General features: G+C 62.8%; 12 protein-coding genes. 10 read left to right on the top strand and 2 right to left on the bottom strand.

Annotated features, from left to right (window positions below; genetic code table 11):
* Positions 1-394 precede the first annotated feature (394 nt).
* Positions 395-4,402, top strand: a complete 4,008-nt coding sequence (locus RN01_RS02410; RefSeq protein ID WP_024570413.1) for a transporter substrate-binding domain-containing protein — start codon at positions 395-397, stop codon at positions 4,400-4,402.
* Positions 4,403-4,424: 22 nt separating this feature from the next.
* Here the strand turns inward: RN01_RS02410 and RN01_RS02405 are convergent, their stop codons facing one another.
* Entirely contained in the window at positions 4,425-5,315 is an 891-nt protein-coding gene (locus RN01_RS02405) for a LysR family transcriptional regulator (protein WP_017514625.1), read from the bottom strand.
* Between the two features lie 224 nt (positions 5,316-5,539).
* On the opposite strand from RN01_RS02405, the gene RN01_RS02400 reads away from it, so the two are divergent.
* The 3 genes from RN01_RS02400 (at position 5,540) to RN01_RS33730 (ending at position 7,899) form a co-directional block, all read left to right on the top strand.
* Positions 5,540-6,526, top strand: a complete 987-nt coding sequence (locus RN01_RS02400; RefSeq protein ID WP_017514624.1) for a zinc-binding dehydrogenase — start codon at positions 5,540-5,542, stop codon at positions 6,524-6,526.
* A gap of 23 nt (positions 6,527-6,549) precedes the next feature.
* Positions 6,550-7,038, top strand: a complete 489-nt coding sequence (locus tag RN01_RS02395) for an SgcJ/EcaC family oxidoreductase (protein ID WP_017514623.1) — start codon at positions 6,550-6,552, stop codon at positions 7,036-7,038.
* Positions 7,039-7,743: 705 nt separating this feature from the next.
* Entirely contained in the window at positions 7,744-7,899 is a 156-nt protein-coding gene (locus tag RN01_RS33730) for a hypothetical protein (protein ID WP_156149774.1), read from the top strand.
* A 35-nt stretch (positions 7,900-7,934) separates the two neighbouring features.
* On the opposite strand, the gene RN01_RS02385 is transcribed toward RN01_RS33730, so the two are convergent.
* Complete coding sequence (locus RN01_RS02385; RefSeq protein WP_024570416.1) at positions 7,935-8,771, bottom strand: FadR/GntR family transcriptional regulator; 837 nt, start codon at positions 8,769-8,771, stop codon at positions 7,935-7,937.
* A 370-nt stretch (positions 8,772-9,141) separates the two neighbouring features.
* Here RN01_RS02385 and RN01_RS02380 point away from each other — a divergent pair, with 370 nt between their 5' ends.
* The 6 genes from RN01_RS02380 (at position 9,142) to RN01_RS02355 (ending at position 15,055) form a co-directional block, all read left to right on the top strand.
* Positions 9,142-10,344: an ABC transporter substrate-binding protein gene (locus RN01_RS02380; RefSeq protein WP_024570417.1), complete on the top strand. Its 1,203-nt coding sequence runs from the start codon at positions 9,142-9,144 to the stop codon at positions 10,342-10,344.
* A 104-nt stretch (positions 10,345-10,448) separates the two neighbouring features.
* Entirely contained in the window at positions 10,449-11,306 is an 858-nt protein-coding gene (locus RN01_RS02375; protein ID WP_017515595.1) for a branched-chain amino acid ABC transporter permease, read from the top strand.
* Positions 11,306-12,304: a branched-chain amino acid ABC transporter permease gene (locus tag RN01_RS02370; protein WP_024570418.1), complete on the top strand. Its 999-nt coding sequence runs from the start codon at positions 11,306-11,308 to the stop codon at positions 12,302-12,304. The genes RN01_RS02375 and RN01_RS02370 overlap by 1 nt, the downstream gene beginning before the upstream one ends.
* Positions 12,301-13,068 (top strand): ABC transporter ATP-binding protein, encoded by a 768-nt coding sequence (locus RN01_RS02365; RefSeq protein ID WP_017510647.1) that lies wholly within the window; start codon positions 12,301-12,303, stop codon positions 13,066-13,068. The genes RN01_RS02370 and RN01_RS02365 overlap by 4 nt, the downstream gene beginning before the upstream one ends.
* Positions 13,065-13,769, top strand: a complete 705-nt coding sequence (locus tag RN01_RS02360) for an ABC transporter ATP-binding protein (protein ID WP_017510646.1) — start codon at positions 13,065-13,067, stop codon at positions 13,767-13,769. The genes RN01_RS02365 and RN01_RS02360 overlap by 4 nt, the downstream gene beginning before the upstream one ends.
* Positions 13,770-13,792: 23 nt before the next feature.
* Entirely contained in the window at positions 13,793-15,055 is a 1,263-nt protein-coding gene (locus RN01_RS02355; RefSeq protein WP_024570419.1) for a Zn-dependent hydrolase, read from the top strand.
* The last annotated feature ends 12 nt before the right edge of the window (positions 15,056-15,067 follow it).

Below are 15,067 nucleotides of genomic sequence, written 5' to 3'. Positions count from 1 at the left end.
GTTTCACCAAAAGACAGCCTTCTCGCGGTGGCATAGCGCCTCCGTAGATCAGGGGCATGTTACCCGGAGAGGTGGTACCAGGGTGAAATACGAATCACTCATATGCATATGCCATGCACAGCATGTGGGTCGGGATTCAAATGGATATTGGGATTTTTCACCGCAAAACTAGGAAATTTCTGCGCCCGATTGACAGCGCCCCTGCGCAAAATTTGACTTTATCCACCAGGCATTTAGCCACCATCGGACCCGCTTGCCAGGCCCGATCCGTGGGAACCCCGAAATCGTTTCTCACGCGCTGAATGCAAAGCCAGGGACCGACGCTTCTTCGTCGCGCACACCCACGATTTTCAATCCATTCCTTCAACCCACTCCTCTTCCTGGGCATGACCTCATGAAAGAGACACTTCGCCACGCCGCCTCCCAATGCCGGCGCTGGACGCTGGCCGTCCTGATCCTCGGTCTGAGCCTGATGCAGCCCGCCATGGCGCTGCCGGCGAAACTGACCGTCGGCATGCTCGACAACGGCTGGGCTCCGTTCACGATGCTCAATGCCGGGCGGGCCGAAGGTATCGGCATGGATTTCCTTCATGAGGCTCTGCGCGGACACCAGATCACGTACAGCGTGAAGGGGTATCCCGACATGACGTCCCTCCTGGCGGCGTTGTGCGCAGGCCAAGTAGACGTGGTGCTCAACGTCGCCATCACGCCGGCACGACGTCGGTGCCTCTCCTTCTCCGAGCCATACTTTGATGGTGATGCCGTGGTGGTCGGTCGTCCTTCCTCCGAGTTGGAAGAGGACCTGCTCGCGACCATGCAAACCGGCCGCTTCGCGATCGAGCCCGGTTACTACATGGAGGGCATTCTGCGCCAGCGCTATCCGAAGGCGAGCATGGTGCACATCAAGGACACAAATGATGGATTGCGCGCCATCGTGAACGGGCGGGCCGACTACTACGCTACTCTGCAGCCCGTGGCCGAGTATGCAATGGTTTCACGTGAGTTTGCGGGGCTGAAGATCCTCTCGCGCTACCGGGAGCCAACAGGAGCCATTCACTTTGCGTTTCGATCCAACGCGAAGGAACTGCGTGACGCGACCGATGCCGGCCTGGCGGCGATTGATCCAGCTCGCCGCGCTGCCTTGCTGGCACGCTGGATAACCTCGCAGGTGGCCTCGCCCGACAAGCCCCAGAAATTCTTCCTGACCGACGAGGAGCGTGCGTTCCTGAAGTCGTTGCCAACCCTGACGGTCGGTGTCGATGCGGGGCTCGCGCCCTACACGTACCTGGACGAGAGTGGCCGCGCCAGCGGCATAGCGATTGACTATCTGAGTTACCTTGGCGAGACCCTGGGCGTCCGCTTCCGACGTCAGCCGACGAGCGACATCCAGCAGACCGTCGAGGCGCTGCATCAGGGCAAGATCGATCTGATGGCCGTAGCGGTGCCGGAGGACCCCACGCTGCGCGGCTTGCCGGTGTCCCGTCCGTACTCGACGTTTCCAGTGGTGGTGGCGGGCAGAAACTCGGCCTTGCCGCTCGCACACCTGCGCGACCTCGCCGGAAAGCGAGTTGTCGTCACCGACTCTGGCGGGGTTGGCGATTTCACCCGGCACGAGGTACCGGGCGTGAAGCTGGTGATCGCCCCGAATGTCCACGCCGGACTCGACATGGTGGCGCAGGGGAAAGCCGATGCCTATGTCGACGATATCGTCTCGACCGATATCGAACTGCGACGCAATTTTGCCGGCAAGCTGCGCGTGATCGGTTCGGGCGAGCACATGCTCAACAGCGGCTTTGCGGTCAACCCCGCGCTAGCCGGGCGACTGCTGCCATTGATCAATCGCGCGCTCTCCGTGCTGCCGGAGGACCGCCGGCTGGATATCCAGAATCGCTACGCCGGCACCAGCTATGTGCTGGAAACGTCGTGGCTGAATGCGCTCTGGCGCGCGAGTCCGATCCTGATCGGGATGATGGTCATCCTCCTGATCCTGCTTCGTTCCCAGCGCCTGTACCGCAAGGAGGCTTCCATTCGCCGCGAGGCCGAACGGGAGCTTTCGACCCAGTTGCGCTTCCAGTCGACGCTGATGGATGCCATCCCTTTGCCCATTGTCGTCAGCAACAAGGACGGCCGGTATCTTCGGTTGAACGCATTCTCCGAGTGGATCACGGGGCGGTCATGGGCCGACATCGTAGGACACACCACCACGGAAGTACATTTCTGGGGCGAGGCGAACAGCGCGCGGGTGGAGGAGGCGAGCCAGCGGGCCATCGACACAGGCAGGCTGGTGCAACTCCAGTTGCAACTGCAGGACAAGGAAGGCCTGGAGCGGCATTTCCTTCTCTATATCAAGCCCTTCGTCTGCGAAAGCAATGTCGAGGGACTGATCAACACCGGCGTGGATGTGACGGAGATCCGGCAGGCAGAGCTCGAGGCGCGCGAGGCGCAGGGCCGGCTGGCCGATGTCACACGCTACCTGCCGATCACGGTGTTCCAGGCCCGCCAGTCGGGCCACCTCGGCCGGGGACCGATATGGGTGAGTGGCAATACCACGGACCTGTTTGGCGTCGACGCCGAAACCCTGGCGGTCAATCCCCCCACAATCGAAGCTTGTGTGCATCCCGATGACCGGATGTCGCTGCGTCGTGCCATCGCCAGGGCGCGGCGGGAGCTTCAGGTTCTGAACCACGAAGTGCGCCTGCGCAAGCTGGAAGGGTTTCGCTGGACGCGTTTGCAGGCCGTGCCCCGTATCGAGATCGACGGCAGCGTGCTCTGGAACGGCTATTGGCGTGACACCCAGGCCGAGCATGAACGCGCGGCCGCACTGGCCAGCGCCAAGGAGTCCGCGGAGGCGGCATCCCGTGCCAAGGATAGTTTCCTGGCCATGATGAGCCATGAGATTCGGACGCCGATGAACGGTGTACTGGGGCTTGCGGAACTGCTTTCCCATACGTCCCTGACACCGGAACAATCCGCCACGGTCGGCATGATGGGGGATTCGGCGAGCGCGTTGCTCCAGATTCTCGACGATATCCTGGACTACTCGAAGATTGAAGCCGGCCGCATCGACATTGAATCCCAGCCATTGGATATCCGCGAGCTTTGCGATTGCACCATCGGTGTGCTGGCGACCCGCGCGCATGAGAAAGGCCTGCATCTGCGGCTGCATGTGGGGGCGGATGTTGCCGCCGTGGTACTAGGCGACAGCGTGCGCCTGCGCCAGGTCCTGTTCAACCTGCTCAGCAACGCCATCAAGTTCACCGAAAGCGGCATGGTGTCGGTGTCCGCCGAGGTAGTACAGGAAACGGAGACCGCGCAAACCCTCCGGTGGCGCGTGACCGATACCGGTATCGGCATCGAGCCGCAGAGCCAGAACCGGCTGTTCGATCCTTTCGTGCAGGCCGATACGTCGACCACGCGCCGTTTCGGCGGCACGGGCCTGGGCCTGGCAATCTGCCGGCGTCTGGTGCAGTTGATGGGTGGGCGCATCACACTGAAGAGCGAGCCCGGCATCGGCACCCAGGTCGAAGTCGAGTTGAGCCTCCCGGTCAAGGAAAGACGCTATTCAAAGCCGCCGCTGGCGGGCATCCAGTTTGGGGTCCGCTTGCGGGATCGCGCGGTGGGCCAAGCGCTGACGGACTTCCTGTCTGCCGCTGGCGCGACTATCTCTGCAAGCCAGGACGAGCGTGACAAGCCGCAGATGCTGTTCCTCAACGACGGCGAGTATGCGCCGCCGTCGCCGGTCGGGCAGGCCAATCCCATCGTGGTGCATGTCACGGAAAAACCCAAACTGGCGGGCTACCGGCTGACAGAATCGGATGTCCGCCTGAGCAGCAATGCCCTGAGCTGGCGCGCGATCAACGCGGTGACGGTCGCCGCCATGCAGGGCCGGTCGCGCACTGTCGCTACCCAAGCGCAGGCCAAGCCGAAGCCTGCCGCGCACGCAGTGACGCGAGAACAGGCGCTGGCATCCGGCAGGTTGATCCTGGTGGCGGAAGACCACGAAACCAATCGCATCCTGCTGCAGCATCAGCTGAAGCTGCTCGGTTATGCCTGCGATGCCGTGGTCGATGGGCAGCAGGCACTCGACGCCGCCGAGAAGACGGCCTACGCGATGCTGATCACGGATTGCCACATGCCGAACGTCAACGGCTATGAACTGGCAAGACAGCTTCGCGCCCGCGAAGCCGAAGCCAAAACTGAAGCCGGAACGGACGCCCATCGCCTCCCGATCGTCGCGATCACGGCCAGCACCGAAGCCGAAGAAGTCCAGCGCTGCAGAGAGGCCGGCATCGACGAGTGCATGTTCAAGCCGACACAGCTCAATGCCTTGCGCGCGTGTCTCCAGAGATGGAACCCGGACAATCAGGACGCCGACGGGCGCCAGGGGTCCGGCAAGGCCTGAAAGTGGCTGGGATCTGCGCGCGTCACCCTGACGCGCACAGATCCCGCAGTATTCCTAGCTGCGAGTCGCAGAAGTCGAGATAGGCTCTGACGATCGCCGATGGGTGGCGGTGAGAGGGATACAACAGGTTGATGTGCTGCTCGGGCATGGGGTAGTTCTTCAGCAGCGTAACCAGCTTCCCCGCTCGCAGACCGGCGGTTGCCAGGAACGGCGGCAACTCGGTGACGACTTCCCCAGCCATCGCGCGATTGCGCAGGTGCGCGTAGTCGTTCGTGCCAAGCACTGCCGCGGGTTCGATCGATTGCCCGCCCAGATTCCATATGCCGCGAACGTTGGCGCCGTTGGTCCACACTGCGCACGGATAGCGATGCAATGCGTCGACCGATTCGGGCATACCGAGGCGCTCGACGAGTCCTGGGCTCGCCACCAGAACATGGCGATAGGTCAGCACGCGTCGTGCCACCATGGATTCGTGGGTGATCGTTCCCACGCGCAATGCCACATCAATCCCGTCTTCGATCAGGTCAACGCGCCGCTCCGTCGTATAGACATGGACAAGGACGCCCGGATAGCGTTGCTGGAAGGCCGATAACAAATCCCACCACGGCTCGAACGCCGGCGGCAATGACAGCCGTAGCCGGCCCTTGAGGCTGGCCTGATCGCTCACTACCGCTTGCTCCGCCTCCAGCAGCGCCTCGATACCTCGGCCTGCATGCTCGTACAGGCGCGTGCCGGCATCAGTCAGGCGTGTGCCCCGCGCCGATCGCTCCAGCAGTTGCACGTTGAGTTGGCGTTCCAGCTCGCGAATCCGTCGGCTCAAGGTCGGAAGGGGGATGCCCACTCGCTCCGCACCCGCTGACAGGCTGCCCGCCTGCACGACGCTGACAAACATCTGAACAGCATTGAGGTCCATCTATACCTCTCGTTTTTGATAGGCCGATTGCAATTTATGGGCATTCTATTTCATAAGCGATAACTCCAGACTACGTCCATCCGCTGCGAGACAGCGGCCACTGACAACCGGAGCCACGCCATGCCCATGTCATCCATCCCGAAGTCCTGCCAAGCGGCGATCCATTCGCACCGCTTCCTGTTTTCCACCCATCAGCCGCGCGCCTGAACTCTGAGGAGACCGTCATGAAAGCCTATGTGATCCAAAATGCAGGTGGCCCCGATGTTCTGCAGTTGCGTGACATTGCGTCGCCGGAGCCTGGCCCCGATGAAGTACAGATCCGCGTGCGAGCGTTCGGCCTCAACCGTGCCGAAACCTATCGTCGCGCCGGCAAGATGGGGCCGATCTCTGGACAGGTCGTGCCGGGTATCGAAGCCGTCGGCGAAGTCATCCGGGACCCGGCCGGCGTCTTCCGTACCGGCCAGCGCGTTGCCACCGCGATGGGTGGCCTGCAGTTCAGCCGCAATGGCAGCTACGCCGAACAGGTGACCGTGCTGCGCAGCAATGTCATCGACCTGGATGGCACCACGCTTTCCTGGGAGGAACTCGCCGCGCTGCCCGAGGCATTCCTCACAGTCTGGGGCGCACTGGACAAGGGCATGTCCATCGAGCAAGGCCAGACCCTGTTAGTTCGGGGTGCCACATCATCCGTCGGACTGGCGGCCTTGACGTACGCGAAGGCCTGCGGACTGAACGTCATCGCTACCACGCGCTCCCCGGAAAACAGGAACCGGCTTGAGCAACTGGGCGCGAATCATGTCGTCATCGACGCGGGCGAGGTCGCGGACATCGTGCGCGAGATCTCCCCGGCCGGCATCGACGCCGCTCTGGAAGTTATCGGCGCCTCGACTCTGCGCGATTCCATTAAAACGCTACGACCGTTTGGCGCGGTTTCCGTCATTGGCCTGCTCGGAGGCCCGCCGGTCCTGGAGCCGTTTCATCTGATGCAGGACTTGCCGGCCGCCACGCGCCTGAGCTTTTTCCAGAGCGGGCTGTTCGGCACGCCAGCGATGCCTCTCCACGACACGCCGTTGCCATGGATCGCTCAGGAAATCGCCGCCGGCCGGATGCCGTCGTTGCGGGTGCAGACCTTCGACTTTGACGATGTTCGTCGCGCGCACAGCCTGATGGAAAGCAACCGCGCGCTGGGCAAGCTCGTCGTACGCCTGTGAATTCCAACTGGAGAGATTGAATCATGCGAATCCCCCTTCAGCACAAGCGAGCGGTGGCACTGCTATCCATGCTGGCGCCACTGGCCGCGATTGCCGGACAAACCTACACGAACGAGCCGGCCAAGGCCGCCATCAGGACGCAGCTGGCTCGCTACGAGCAGGCGCTCAATGCATCCGACGTCGATGGCGTCATGAAGCTCTACGCCGCCGATGCGGTGTTCATGCCGCAGAATAGCCAGCCTGCGGTGGGCCGCGAATCCGTGCGCAACGCGTATCGGCACGTGTTCGATACGATCCGGCTAAACATCGGTTTCACGATCGACGAAATCCAGCCATTGTCGCAAGACTGGGCCTATGCGCGCACCCGCTCCAGCGGCACGGTGAAGGTGCTTGAATCCAGCCAGCCCGCAGCCCCCGAAGGCAATCAGGAGATTTTCCTGTTCCATCGGGAAGCTGACGGCCAGTGGCGCTTCGCCCGCTATATCTTCTCGACAACCAATCCCGCCAGGTAAGCGGAAGTCTGTCATGATCGAACGGCTCATCAAGAACATCGCGATGGCCGGAGGATTCCTGCTTCTCGCGCGTACCGCGCCTGGCCGACTGCGCGTGGATGGCGAGAGGGCAAGAGGGCAAGATGTAGGAGGGCGCTCCCCGCCGCCGCGCAATTACTGCGGCCGGGGAGCCTCTCGCTGGACAGACGGAGCGGGGCTGGGCGCTGGCGTATCGTAGACGTCGGAGGCCGGCACGTTCATGCGTGGCGGCGCGGGGGCAGGGGGCATGGCGTGATTGCGTTGCGGGGCATTGCACCCGGCGATCAGACCCGCCGCAACGGCTCCGAGGCTCCATCGGACCAACGGAAGAAAATCCATGCCTGCCTCCTCCTTGTCAGACTCGTGCTACCAGCATAGTCATTTTCTGGCGATGAGGCTGACCTCATCGCCGGAGTAGGCTCACATGAAGCAAGAACGCAAGAAATTGCCTAAAGTATCCAGCATGGCTGCCGTTGATGGATAAACAACGATCCACGTTCGGGGGTGATCATGCAGGGGACAAGGCTATCTTTGTTGCTCGCCTTGATGGGCTCGATCTCTTTCGCTGGACCAGCGTGGGGTGGCACCATCCAGTTTCGCGGCGCGATCACGGAACCTTCATGCCAGATGACCCAGGTCGGCCAGTCGCGAGGGATAGCGGCCACGTGTAGCGAGGCCGGAAGGATGATGACCCGAACGCTGAGCGATATCCTCGCACTTCCTCGCGATACGCGCATCGGCCCCAACCGGCTAAACGTAACGGCGGTATTCGGCGCCGGCGCCAGCGCCAGCGCGACGGATGCCCGGCCAGCCGGCTACATCGTCACCATCACCTATCTGTAAGACTCCAGAGCATCGTGCATGACCGACGAAGCTAATCAAGCCTTGTCGGTCGGCTCATTCGGCTTCAGCCATGTCCGCCGGGTCATCTCGGAATCCAGGACCAGCCTGCCATGCACACGGCCGTTCATGCGCGTGACGTAATGCGTGCACTCTTCCATGTGCGCCGACATCAGCGACCGCACCGCCTCCGCATCCCGCGCGCGGGCAGCCGCCACGATACGCCGGTGGAACACCACGTTGGCGGCCCCGAAGCGTTCGTGCTCGCACGCCGGAGTCTCGTTCCCGAACACGACTAGCTGGCGAATCATCTCGTTGATGAGTTCGCAGCAAAAACGCAGCATCGGATTCGGGTTCGCCGCGGCCAGGATGTCGTGGAAGGTCAGGTCCTCCTGTCGCTGGTCCAGCATCTTGGTGCCGGCGGCAGCCTGTGACGCCGGGTCGCACAAGTCGATCGTGCGCTCGAGCGCCAGAAAATCATCCTCGGTCAAATGCGGGATCGCCCCGGCGGCCAGCTCGGGCTCCAGAAGCCTGCGGACCGTGTAGACATCGGCAATGCCAACGTCCTTGAAGAAAAGATAGTTCTGCATGAGCTGGAAGGTGCGGTCCAGCGGTACTTCAACGATCGTGGCACCGCCCGAAGGTCCGGTGCTGACACTGATCAGTCCCTGGACTTCCAACGACTTCAGCGCCTCCCGAATCGTGCTCTTGCTGACTGAGAACATCTGCTGAAGCTTGATCTCGTGCGGCAGCTTGTCGCCAGGCTTGAGGTTGCGCTGGGTAATCAGCCGCTTCAGTTCTTCAGCCACGAGGTCCGCACGTTTTTGCTTGCGGATTCCAATGGCACCTTCCTTCGCTTCGCGAAACATCGACATTGCGCAATCCTTCACGTTTGCTGGACCTGCATGCCTCGCCCAGTCGATCACTGGGCGCCATTCTATCCATCTGGGGCCTGGCTGCCGCACCCGGACGAAAGGGCGCGCCAGGCTGGTCCGACGAGGACCCTCGCCGAAAGAGCGGGGCTGCGTAAACCCTGACCCCACATTCATTGACAAGCCGTTTTCCAGCCTCCTAAGATGATTCTATTCTATTTATGATGATAAATAGGATAAATGCAATCGACCTGCCTCTCGCTGCGTCGCGCCAGGAGGCGGAATAAAGCTGGACGGGGCAAGGTGCCACATACGGACATACGGCGCCAAAAGCTTCGCCACAACACGATCCCCACCTAACGAGGAGTGAGCCGTGAACCGTCGTGATTTGCTGAAGTTGGCCGCCGTGTCGGCAGTCCCTGGCGTAGTGACCTATTCACGCAGTGTCCTGGCAGCCGGGGAGGCCATCGAACTCGGGTGTCCCGTGCCGATGTCCGGCGCGTTCGCGGCAAACGGGAAGTTCGCGGATCTCGGCATGAAACTGGCCGTGGAGCAATATGGCAAGGTCCTGGGACGCCCGTTGCAGTACAGCGTCCTCGATACGGAAGGCAAGCCAGCCACCGCGGTCAGAAAGGTGCAGGAGTTGGCGCAGCAGAAAGCCGCGCGCTACTTTGCCGGCGGCATCCTGTCCTCGGAATCGCTTGCCATGGGCAAGGAGGCGGAGAAGCTTGGCGGTGTGTTCGTGACGACCGCTGGCGCCGACGAAATCACCGGCAAGGACTGCAACCGGGCCACGTTCCGCTGGTCCGTTCCCACCTACGGCGCGATCGAGCGCACGGTGCGACCGCTGATCGAAGCGATGCCGAAGGCCAAGCGCTGGTACACGATCACCCCCCAGTATGTGTTTGGCGACGGACTGCTTTCCGCAGCCAAGGCCATCTTCAAGGAAAAGGGCATCGAGCACGTCGGCAACAGCTATCACGCGCTGACCGAGAAGGAATTCAGTGGCTACCTCACCAATGCGATGGCCGCCAAGCCGGATGTGTTGTTGATCCTGAACTTCGGCTCGCAGTCGTCGGACACCCTCCGGCAGGCCGTGAGCTTCGGCATGAAGAAGAACTGCACCATCCTCGTCGCCTGGGCATCGGGTCTGGAACAGTTCGAATCGCTCGGCGCCGACCTCTGCGAAGGCGTCTACTTCGGCGCGCAGTACTGGCACGGTGTGGACACGCCCCTGAACCGCGATCTGGTCAAGCGCGCCAACGAGAAGTTCAAGGCGAATCCGAACTACAGCCTTGCCGGCTCATATATCTGCACGAAGATCCTGGTGGACGGCATGATCAAGGCAGGCTCGGCCGACCCGAAGGCCGTGGTGGCCGCGCTGGAAGGTCTGAAGTACGAGGGCCTGACGGGTCCCGAAGAGATCCGGGCCGGCGACCATCAGGTACTCAAGAACTACTATCTGCTGAAGGGCAAAGCCAAGTCCAAGATGAAAGACAAGGATGACTTTGCCGAGATCGTGAGCGTGGGCAAGGCATTCCTGCCGCTCGATCAGACGCAGTGCAAGATGGCATAAGCCGGGCGAAGCCGCGGTCGTTCTGACCGCGGACATCTCAAGTCATATTCGATGCACCGGACCGCGCCGCCGCGGTCTGGCGGTCTCCCTCATTCGCACGGTTTATGAACGTCTATCTGTTGCAGGTCATCAATGGCGTTGGCATCGGGATGCTCTACTTCCTGCTGGCAGTAGGCTTGTCGATCGTCTTCGGTCTCTTGCGCTTCGTGAACTTTGCCCACGGTGCGTTCTACGCGCTTGGCGCCTACCTGTGCTTCCAGGCGCTCCAGTTCGGCCTGGACTTCTGGGCGGCGCTCATCCTGGCGCCCATCATCATCGGCGCGCTGGCATGGCTCACGGAAAAGGTGATGCTTCGCTATGTCTACGCGCAGCCGCACGAATTCCACATCCTCATCACGGTCGGCCTGGCGCTGGCGATCCAGGAACTCATCATTGTCGGGTGGGGCCCGCTAGGCGTCGACGTACCGCCCCCCGATGTGCTGCAAGGCGTGGTGATGTGGGGCGATTTCGTCTATCCGAAGTATCGCCTCTTCGTGATCGGCTTCACGGCCCTCCTTGCCGTTGCGCTCTGGTGGCTACTCGAAGGCACCCGCATCGGCAGTGCCGTTCGTGCTGGCAGTGAATCCACGGAAATGGTCTCGCTGCTCGGCATCAATGTTTTTCGACTGTTCAGCCTGATGTTCGCGCTCGGCGCGGGGACCGCCGCCATGGCGGGCGTCCTCGCCGCGCCGATCCGGGGCGCCGAGCCGTTCATGGGCGTGGAAGCCCTGGGGGTGGCCTTCATCGTGGTCGTGATCGGCGGCATGGGCAGCTTCACCGGCGCCCTGGTAGGCGGCCTGCTTGTTGGCATCGTGCAAAGCCTGATGAGCACGCTCTGGCCGGAAGGTGCCCGGCTGATGATCTATGTGGCCATGGCCGCGGTGCTGTTGCTGCGTCCGCACGGCCTGCTTGGGAGGGGATGATGGCGTCAAGCAGACAATGGTTGTTTCGCTACCGATACTGGTGGCTAGCGCTGGGCGTCACGCTGCTGCTGCCGCTGACGATGCGTTCGGGCACGCTGGCGACCGAAGTCCTGATCTATGGCATGGCTGCCATGGCCTGCAATCTTCTGCTCGGATACACGGGCCTGCTGTCGTTCGGCCAGGGGATCTTTTTTGGATTGGGAAGCTATGCGGTCGGCCTGGCGCTGACGCGTGCCGGCGGCTTGCCGATGCCCGTGGCCCTGCTGGGTGCCGTGGTGATCGGCGCGGCGACGGCGGCCCTGGTAGGGTGGTTCTCCATCCGTCAGCGCGGCACGTACTTCGTGATGCTGACGCTGGCGTTCGCGCAGATGTTCTACTTCCTCGCCTACACCGCGCCCGGCATCACCGGCGGTGACAACGGCTTGCTCGACATCCCGCGTCCCCCGATTTCCATCGGCGGGCACGCCCTGATCGATCTGACGTCGTCGTGGGGATTCTACGGATTTGTGGCGGTGCTGTTCCTGATCGTCTTCGCACTCGTTCTGCGCGTCACGGAATCCGTCCTCGGCCGCACGCTGCTGGCCATTCGCGACAACGAGGAACGGGCGCTTGCCGTCGGCTACAACGTCCGGGCCTTCAAACTGCTGGCATTCGTGATCTCCGGCGCCGTGACGGGGCTTGCCGGCGCCTTGCACGCCATGCTGACAGGTATCGCGCCGCTGGCGAACATCGACTACCACGCGAGCGAAATGATCCTGATCATGACGGTGATCGGCGGCACCAGCAACATCTTCGCCTCGGTGCTCGGCGCGGCGTTCTACGTCCTGCTGGCGGACTGGCTGTCCACACTCTGGCCGCGCTGGCTCATGCTTCTGGGCTTCCTGCTTATCGCGGTCAGCCTGTTCATGCAGCGCGGATTGTGGGGCCTGGGATCGACCATCGCGGCACGCCTGCGAGGCGTGACGGGCACCGCATCCACCCAGGAGGAGCGCGCATGAGCACGCCGATTCTTGAAGCCACGGGCATTGTCAAGCAATACGGGAAGTTCATGGCGCTGGGCGGGGTCGACCTGCGCGTGATGCCCGGGACCGTTCACTCCGTCATTGGCCCCAATGGCGCCGGCAAGACAACCCTGTTCCATATGCTGACCGGCACGCGGCCAGTCAGCGCGGGGCGAATCGTGTTCGAGGGCAAGGATGTCACGGCAGAGGCCGACTATCAGCGGGTCCAGCGCGGCATCGCCCGATCCTTTCAGGTGACCAGCCTGTTTCCCAACCTGTCCGTGCGCGAGAACCTGCGGCTGGCGGCGCTTGGCACCTCGCCCCGCAAGGCGATGAATGGATGGCGTCTGCCGGCCGGCGACCTCGCCTGCGCCGAGGTTGTCGACCATGTGCTGGAGCGGCTTGAACTCACTCATGTGTCGGGCTCCGCTGCCGGCGTGCTCTCGCACGGCCAGCAACGGCGGCTGGAGGTCGGCATGGCGCTGGCGGCACGTCCCCGCGCCGTGTTCCTCGACGAGCCGACCTCCGGCATGGGCGTGGACGATCTGGGCGCAATGAAGCGGCTGATACGTGGATTGGTCCAGGACCATACCGTCGTGCTGATCGAACACAACATGGACATCGTGATGGATATTTCGGACACCATCACCGTGATGCAGCAGGGCAAGGTGCTGATGGAGGGCGCGCCAGCCGATGTGCGTAGCGACGCCCGCGTCCGGGCGGCCTACCTTGGCAACATGATCACCGGAGGCAAGGGATGATGCTCGACGTACAGGATATTCATGGCTACTACGGCAAGAGCCATGTACTGCAAGGCGTCTCCCTTGCCATTGGCGACGGAGAACTGGTCACGCTACTGGGCCGCAACGGCGCCGGCAAATCGACAACCTTGAAGGCGATTGCAGGCATCGTGCCCCCACGCGGCGGGCGTGTGCTGTTTCATGGCAAGGACATTGCGGGAATGGCCCCGCACCGGATCGCGCGCGAAGGCCTGTGCTTCGTGCCGGAGCACCGGGGCATCTTCAAGCTGTTGACCGTCGAGGAAAACCTGAAGCTGGCGGCAAGAAAGGCGTCGCCATGGCAGCTCGAGGATGTCTACCAGATTTTCCCGCGGCTGCGCGAGCGGCGCCGCAATGGTGGCGCGCAGCTTTCCGGGGGCGAGCAGCAGATGCTTGCGATCGGCCGGGCGCTGATGAACCATCCGCGCCTGCTCATGCTCGACGAGCCCGTGGAGGGTCTGGCACCGGTCATCGTCGAAGAGATCGTTGCGCAGCTCAAGGTCATCAAGGCAGCGGGCGTCCCCATTCTTCTGGTGGAGCAGAACCTTGAGGTCTGCATGCAGCTCGCTGACAGGCATGTGGTGATCGAGCAGGGAAGGGTGGTCTACACCGGCGGCAACGAGGAGTTCCGCCGCAACGACGCGGTCAAGGACAAGTACCTCGGCGTCGGTCTTACCGTCTGATCCGCCATCGCACTGGAGACAGCATGAGCAACACGCAAGCATCCGCCGGCATCGGACATGATGTGCGCATCAACGGCTCCCGCCTGTGGGACACGCTGATGCGGCTTGCCGAGATTGGCGCGACCCCCAAAGGGGGTGTCTGCCGTCTTGCATTGACCGATCTGGACCGCCAGGGCAGGGATTTCTTCGTGAAGGAAGCGGAAGCGGCCGGCTGCGCGATCCGCGTCGACGCCATCGGCAATATCTTCGCGCGCAGACGTGGCCGCAACGACAGCCTGCCGGCCGTCATGACCGGAAGCCACATCGACACCCAGCCGACAGGCGGCAAGTTCGACGGGAACTACGGCGTGTTCGCCGGCATCGAGGTCCTCAGGACGCTCAACGACCACGGCATTGTCACCGAGGCCCCGCTCGAAGTGGCCGTCTGGACGAACGAAGAGGGATCTCGCTTCGTGCCCGTGATGATGGGATCGGGCGCGTTCATCGGAGAATTCGTCCTCAAGGATTTGCTGGTGCAAACCGACCGGGAGGGCATCTCCGTCAAGGATGCACTCGAGGCCATTGGCTATGCCGGCTCGGCACCGATTGGCGAACCCCGGCCCGGCGCGTACTTCGAGGCTCATATCGAACAGGGGCCGGTGCTGGAGGCGCACGACACCGTGATTGGCGTCGTGACTGGCGCGCTGGGGCAGCGCTGGTACGACGTCACCATCACGGGCATGGAAGCCCACGCGGGACCGACGCCGATGGCGCTACGCAAGGACGCGCTGCTTGCCGCTTCGGAGCTGGTCGGCATCGTCAACCGTATCGCGCTGGACCATCCGCCGCACGGGCGCGGTACCGTAGGCTGCCTGACGGTCCATCCTGATTCCCGCAACGTCATCCCCGGACGCGTCAACATGACCGTCGATCTTCGTGCATCGGACGACGATCTACTGACCTCGATGCACGACACGTTCCTGGCCCAGACGCGCGAACTGGCGGTACGTAACGGTGTCTCGATCGATGTCCGGCAGGTTGTCTACTTCCCGCCGCAGCCATTTGACGAGCGGCTGATCGGCGCCATTCGCGCGGGTGCCGGACGGATCGGCCATTCGGAGATGGACGTCATCAGCGGCGCTGGCCACGACGCGGTTTATCTCGCGCGCGTGGCCCCGACCGCCATGATTTTTGTGCCTTGCAAGGACGGCATCAGCCACAACGAAATCGAGGATGCGAAGCCGGAGCATCTGGAGGCGGGCGCCAACGTGCTGCTCCATGCCATGCTCGATGCGGCCAATCGGTAATCGTCGACTTCA

It is taken from the genome of Cupriavidus sp. SHE (genome assembly GCF_000812445.1).
GTDB classification, from domain to species: domain Bacteria; phylum Pseudomonadota; class Gammaproteobacteria; order Burkholderiales; family Burkholderiaceae; genus Cupriavidus; species Cupriavidus metallidurans.
Note: the sequence above shows the minus strand (reverse complement) of the source record. Positions and strands in the feature narration are given on the sequence as shown.

Bases quoted from the DNA above. Each gene is read 5' to 3' on its own strand.
- RN01_RS02410 (WP_024570413.1), top strand. From the start codon at position 395: ATGAAAGAGACACTTCGCCACGCCGCCTCCCAATGCCGGCGCTGGACG.
- RN01_RS02405 (WP_017514625.1), bottom strand. From the start codon at position 5,315: ATGGACCTCAATGCTGTTCAGATGTTTGTCAGCGTCGTGCAGGCGGGC.
- RN01_RS02400 (WP_017514624.1), top strand. From the start codon at position 5,540: ATGAAAGCCTATGTGATCCAAAATGCAGGTGGCCCCGATGTTCTGCAG.
- RN01_RS02395 (WP_017514623.1), top strand. From the start codon at position 6,550: ATGCGAATCCCCCTTCAGCACAAGCGAGCGGTGGCACTGCTATCCATG.
- RN01_RS33730 (WP_156149774.1), top strand. From the start codon at position 7,744: ATGACCCGAACGCTGAGCGATATCCTCGCACTTCCTCGCGATACGCGC.
- RN01_RS02385 (WP_024570416.1), bottom strand. From the start codon at position 8,771: ATGTCGATGTTTCGCGAAGCGAAGGAAGGTGCCATTGGAATCCGCAAG.
- RN01_RS02375 (WP_017515595.1), top strand. From the start codon at position 10,449: ATGAACGTCTATCTGTTGCAGGTCATCAATGGCGTTGGCATCGGGATG.
- RN01_RS02370 (WP_024570418.1), top strand. From the start codon at position 11,306: ATGGCGTCAAGCAGACAATGGTTGTTTCGCTACCGATACTGGTGGCTA.
- RN01_RS02365 (WP_017510647.1), top strand. From the start codon at position 12,301: ATGAGCACGCCGATTCTTGAAGCCACGGGCATTGTCAAGCAATACGGG.
- RN01_RS02360 (WP_017510646.1), top strand. From the start codon at position 13,065: ATGATGCTCGACGTACAGGATATTCATGGCTACTACGGCAAGAGCCAT.
- RN01_RS02355 (WP_024570419.1), top strand. From the start codon at position 13,793: ATGAGCAACACGCAAGCATCCGCCGGCATCGGACATGATGTGCGCATC.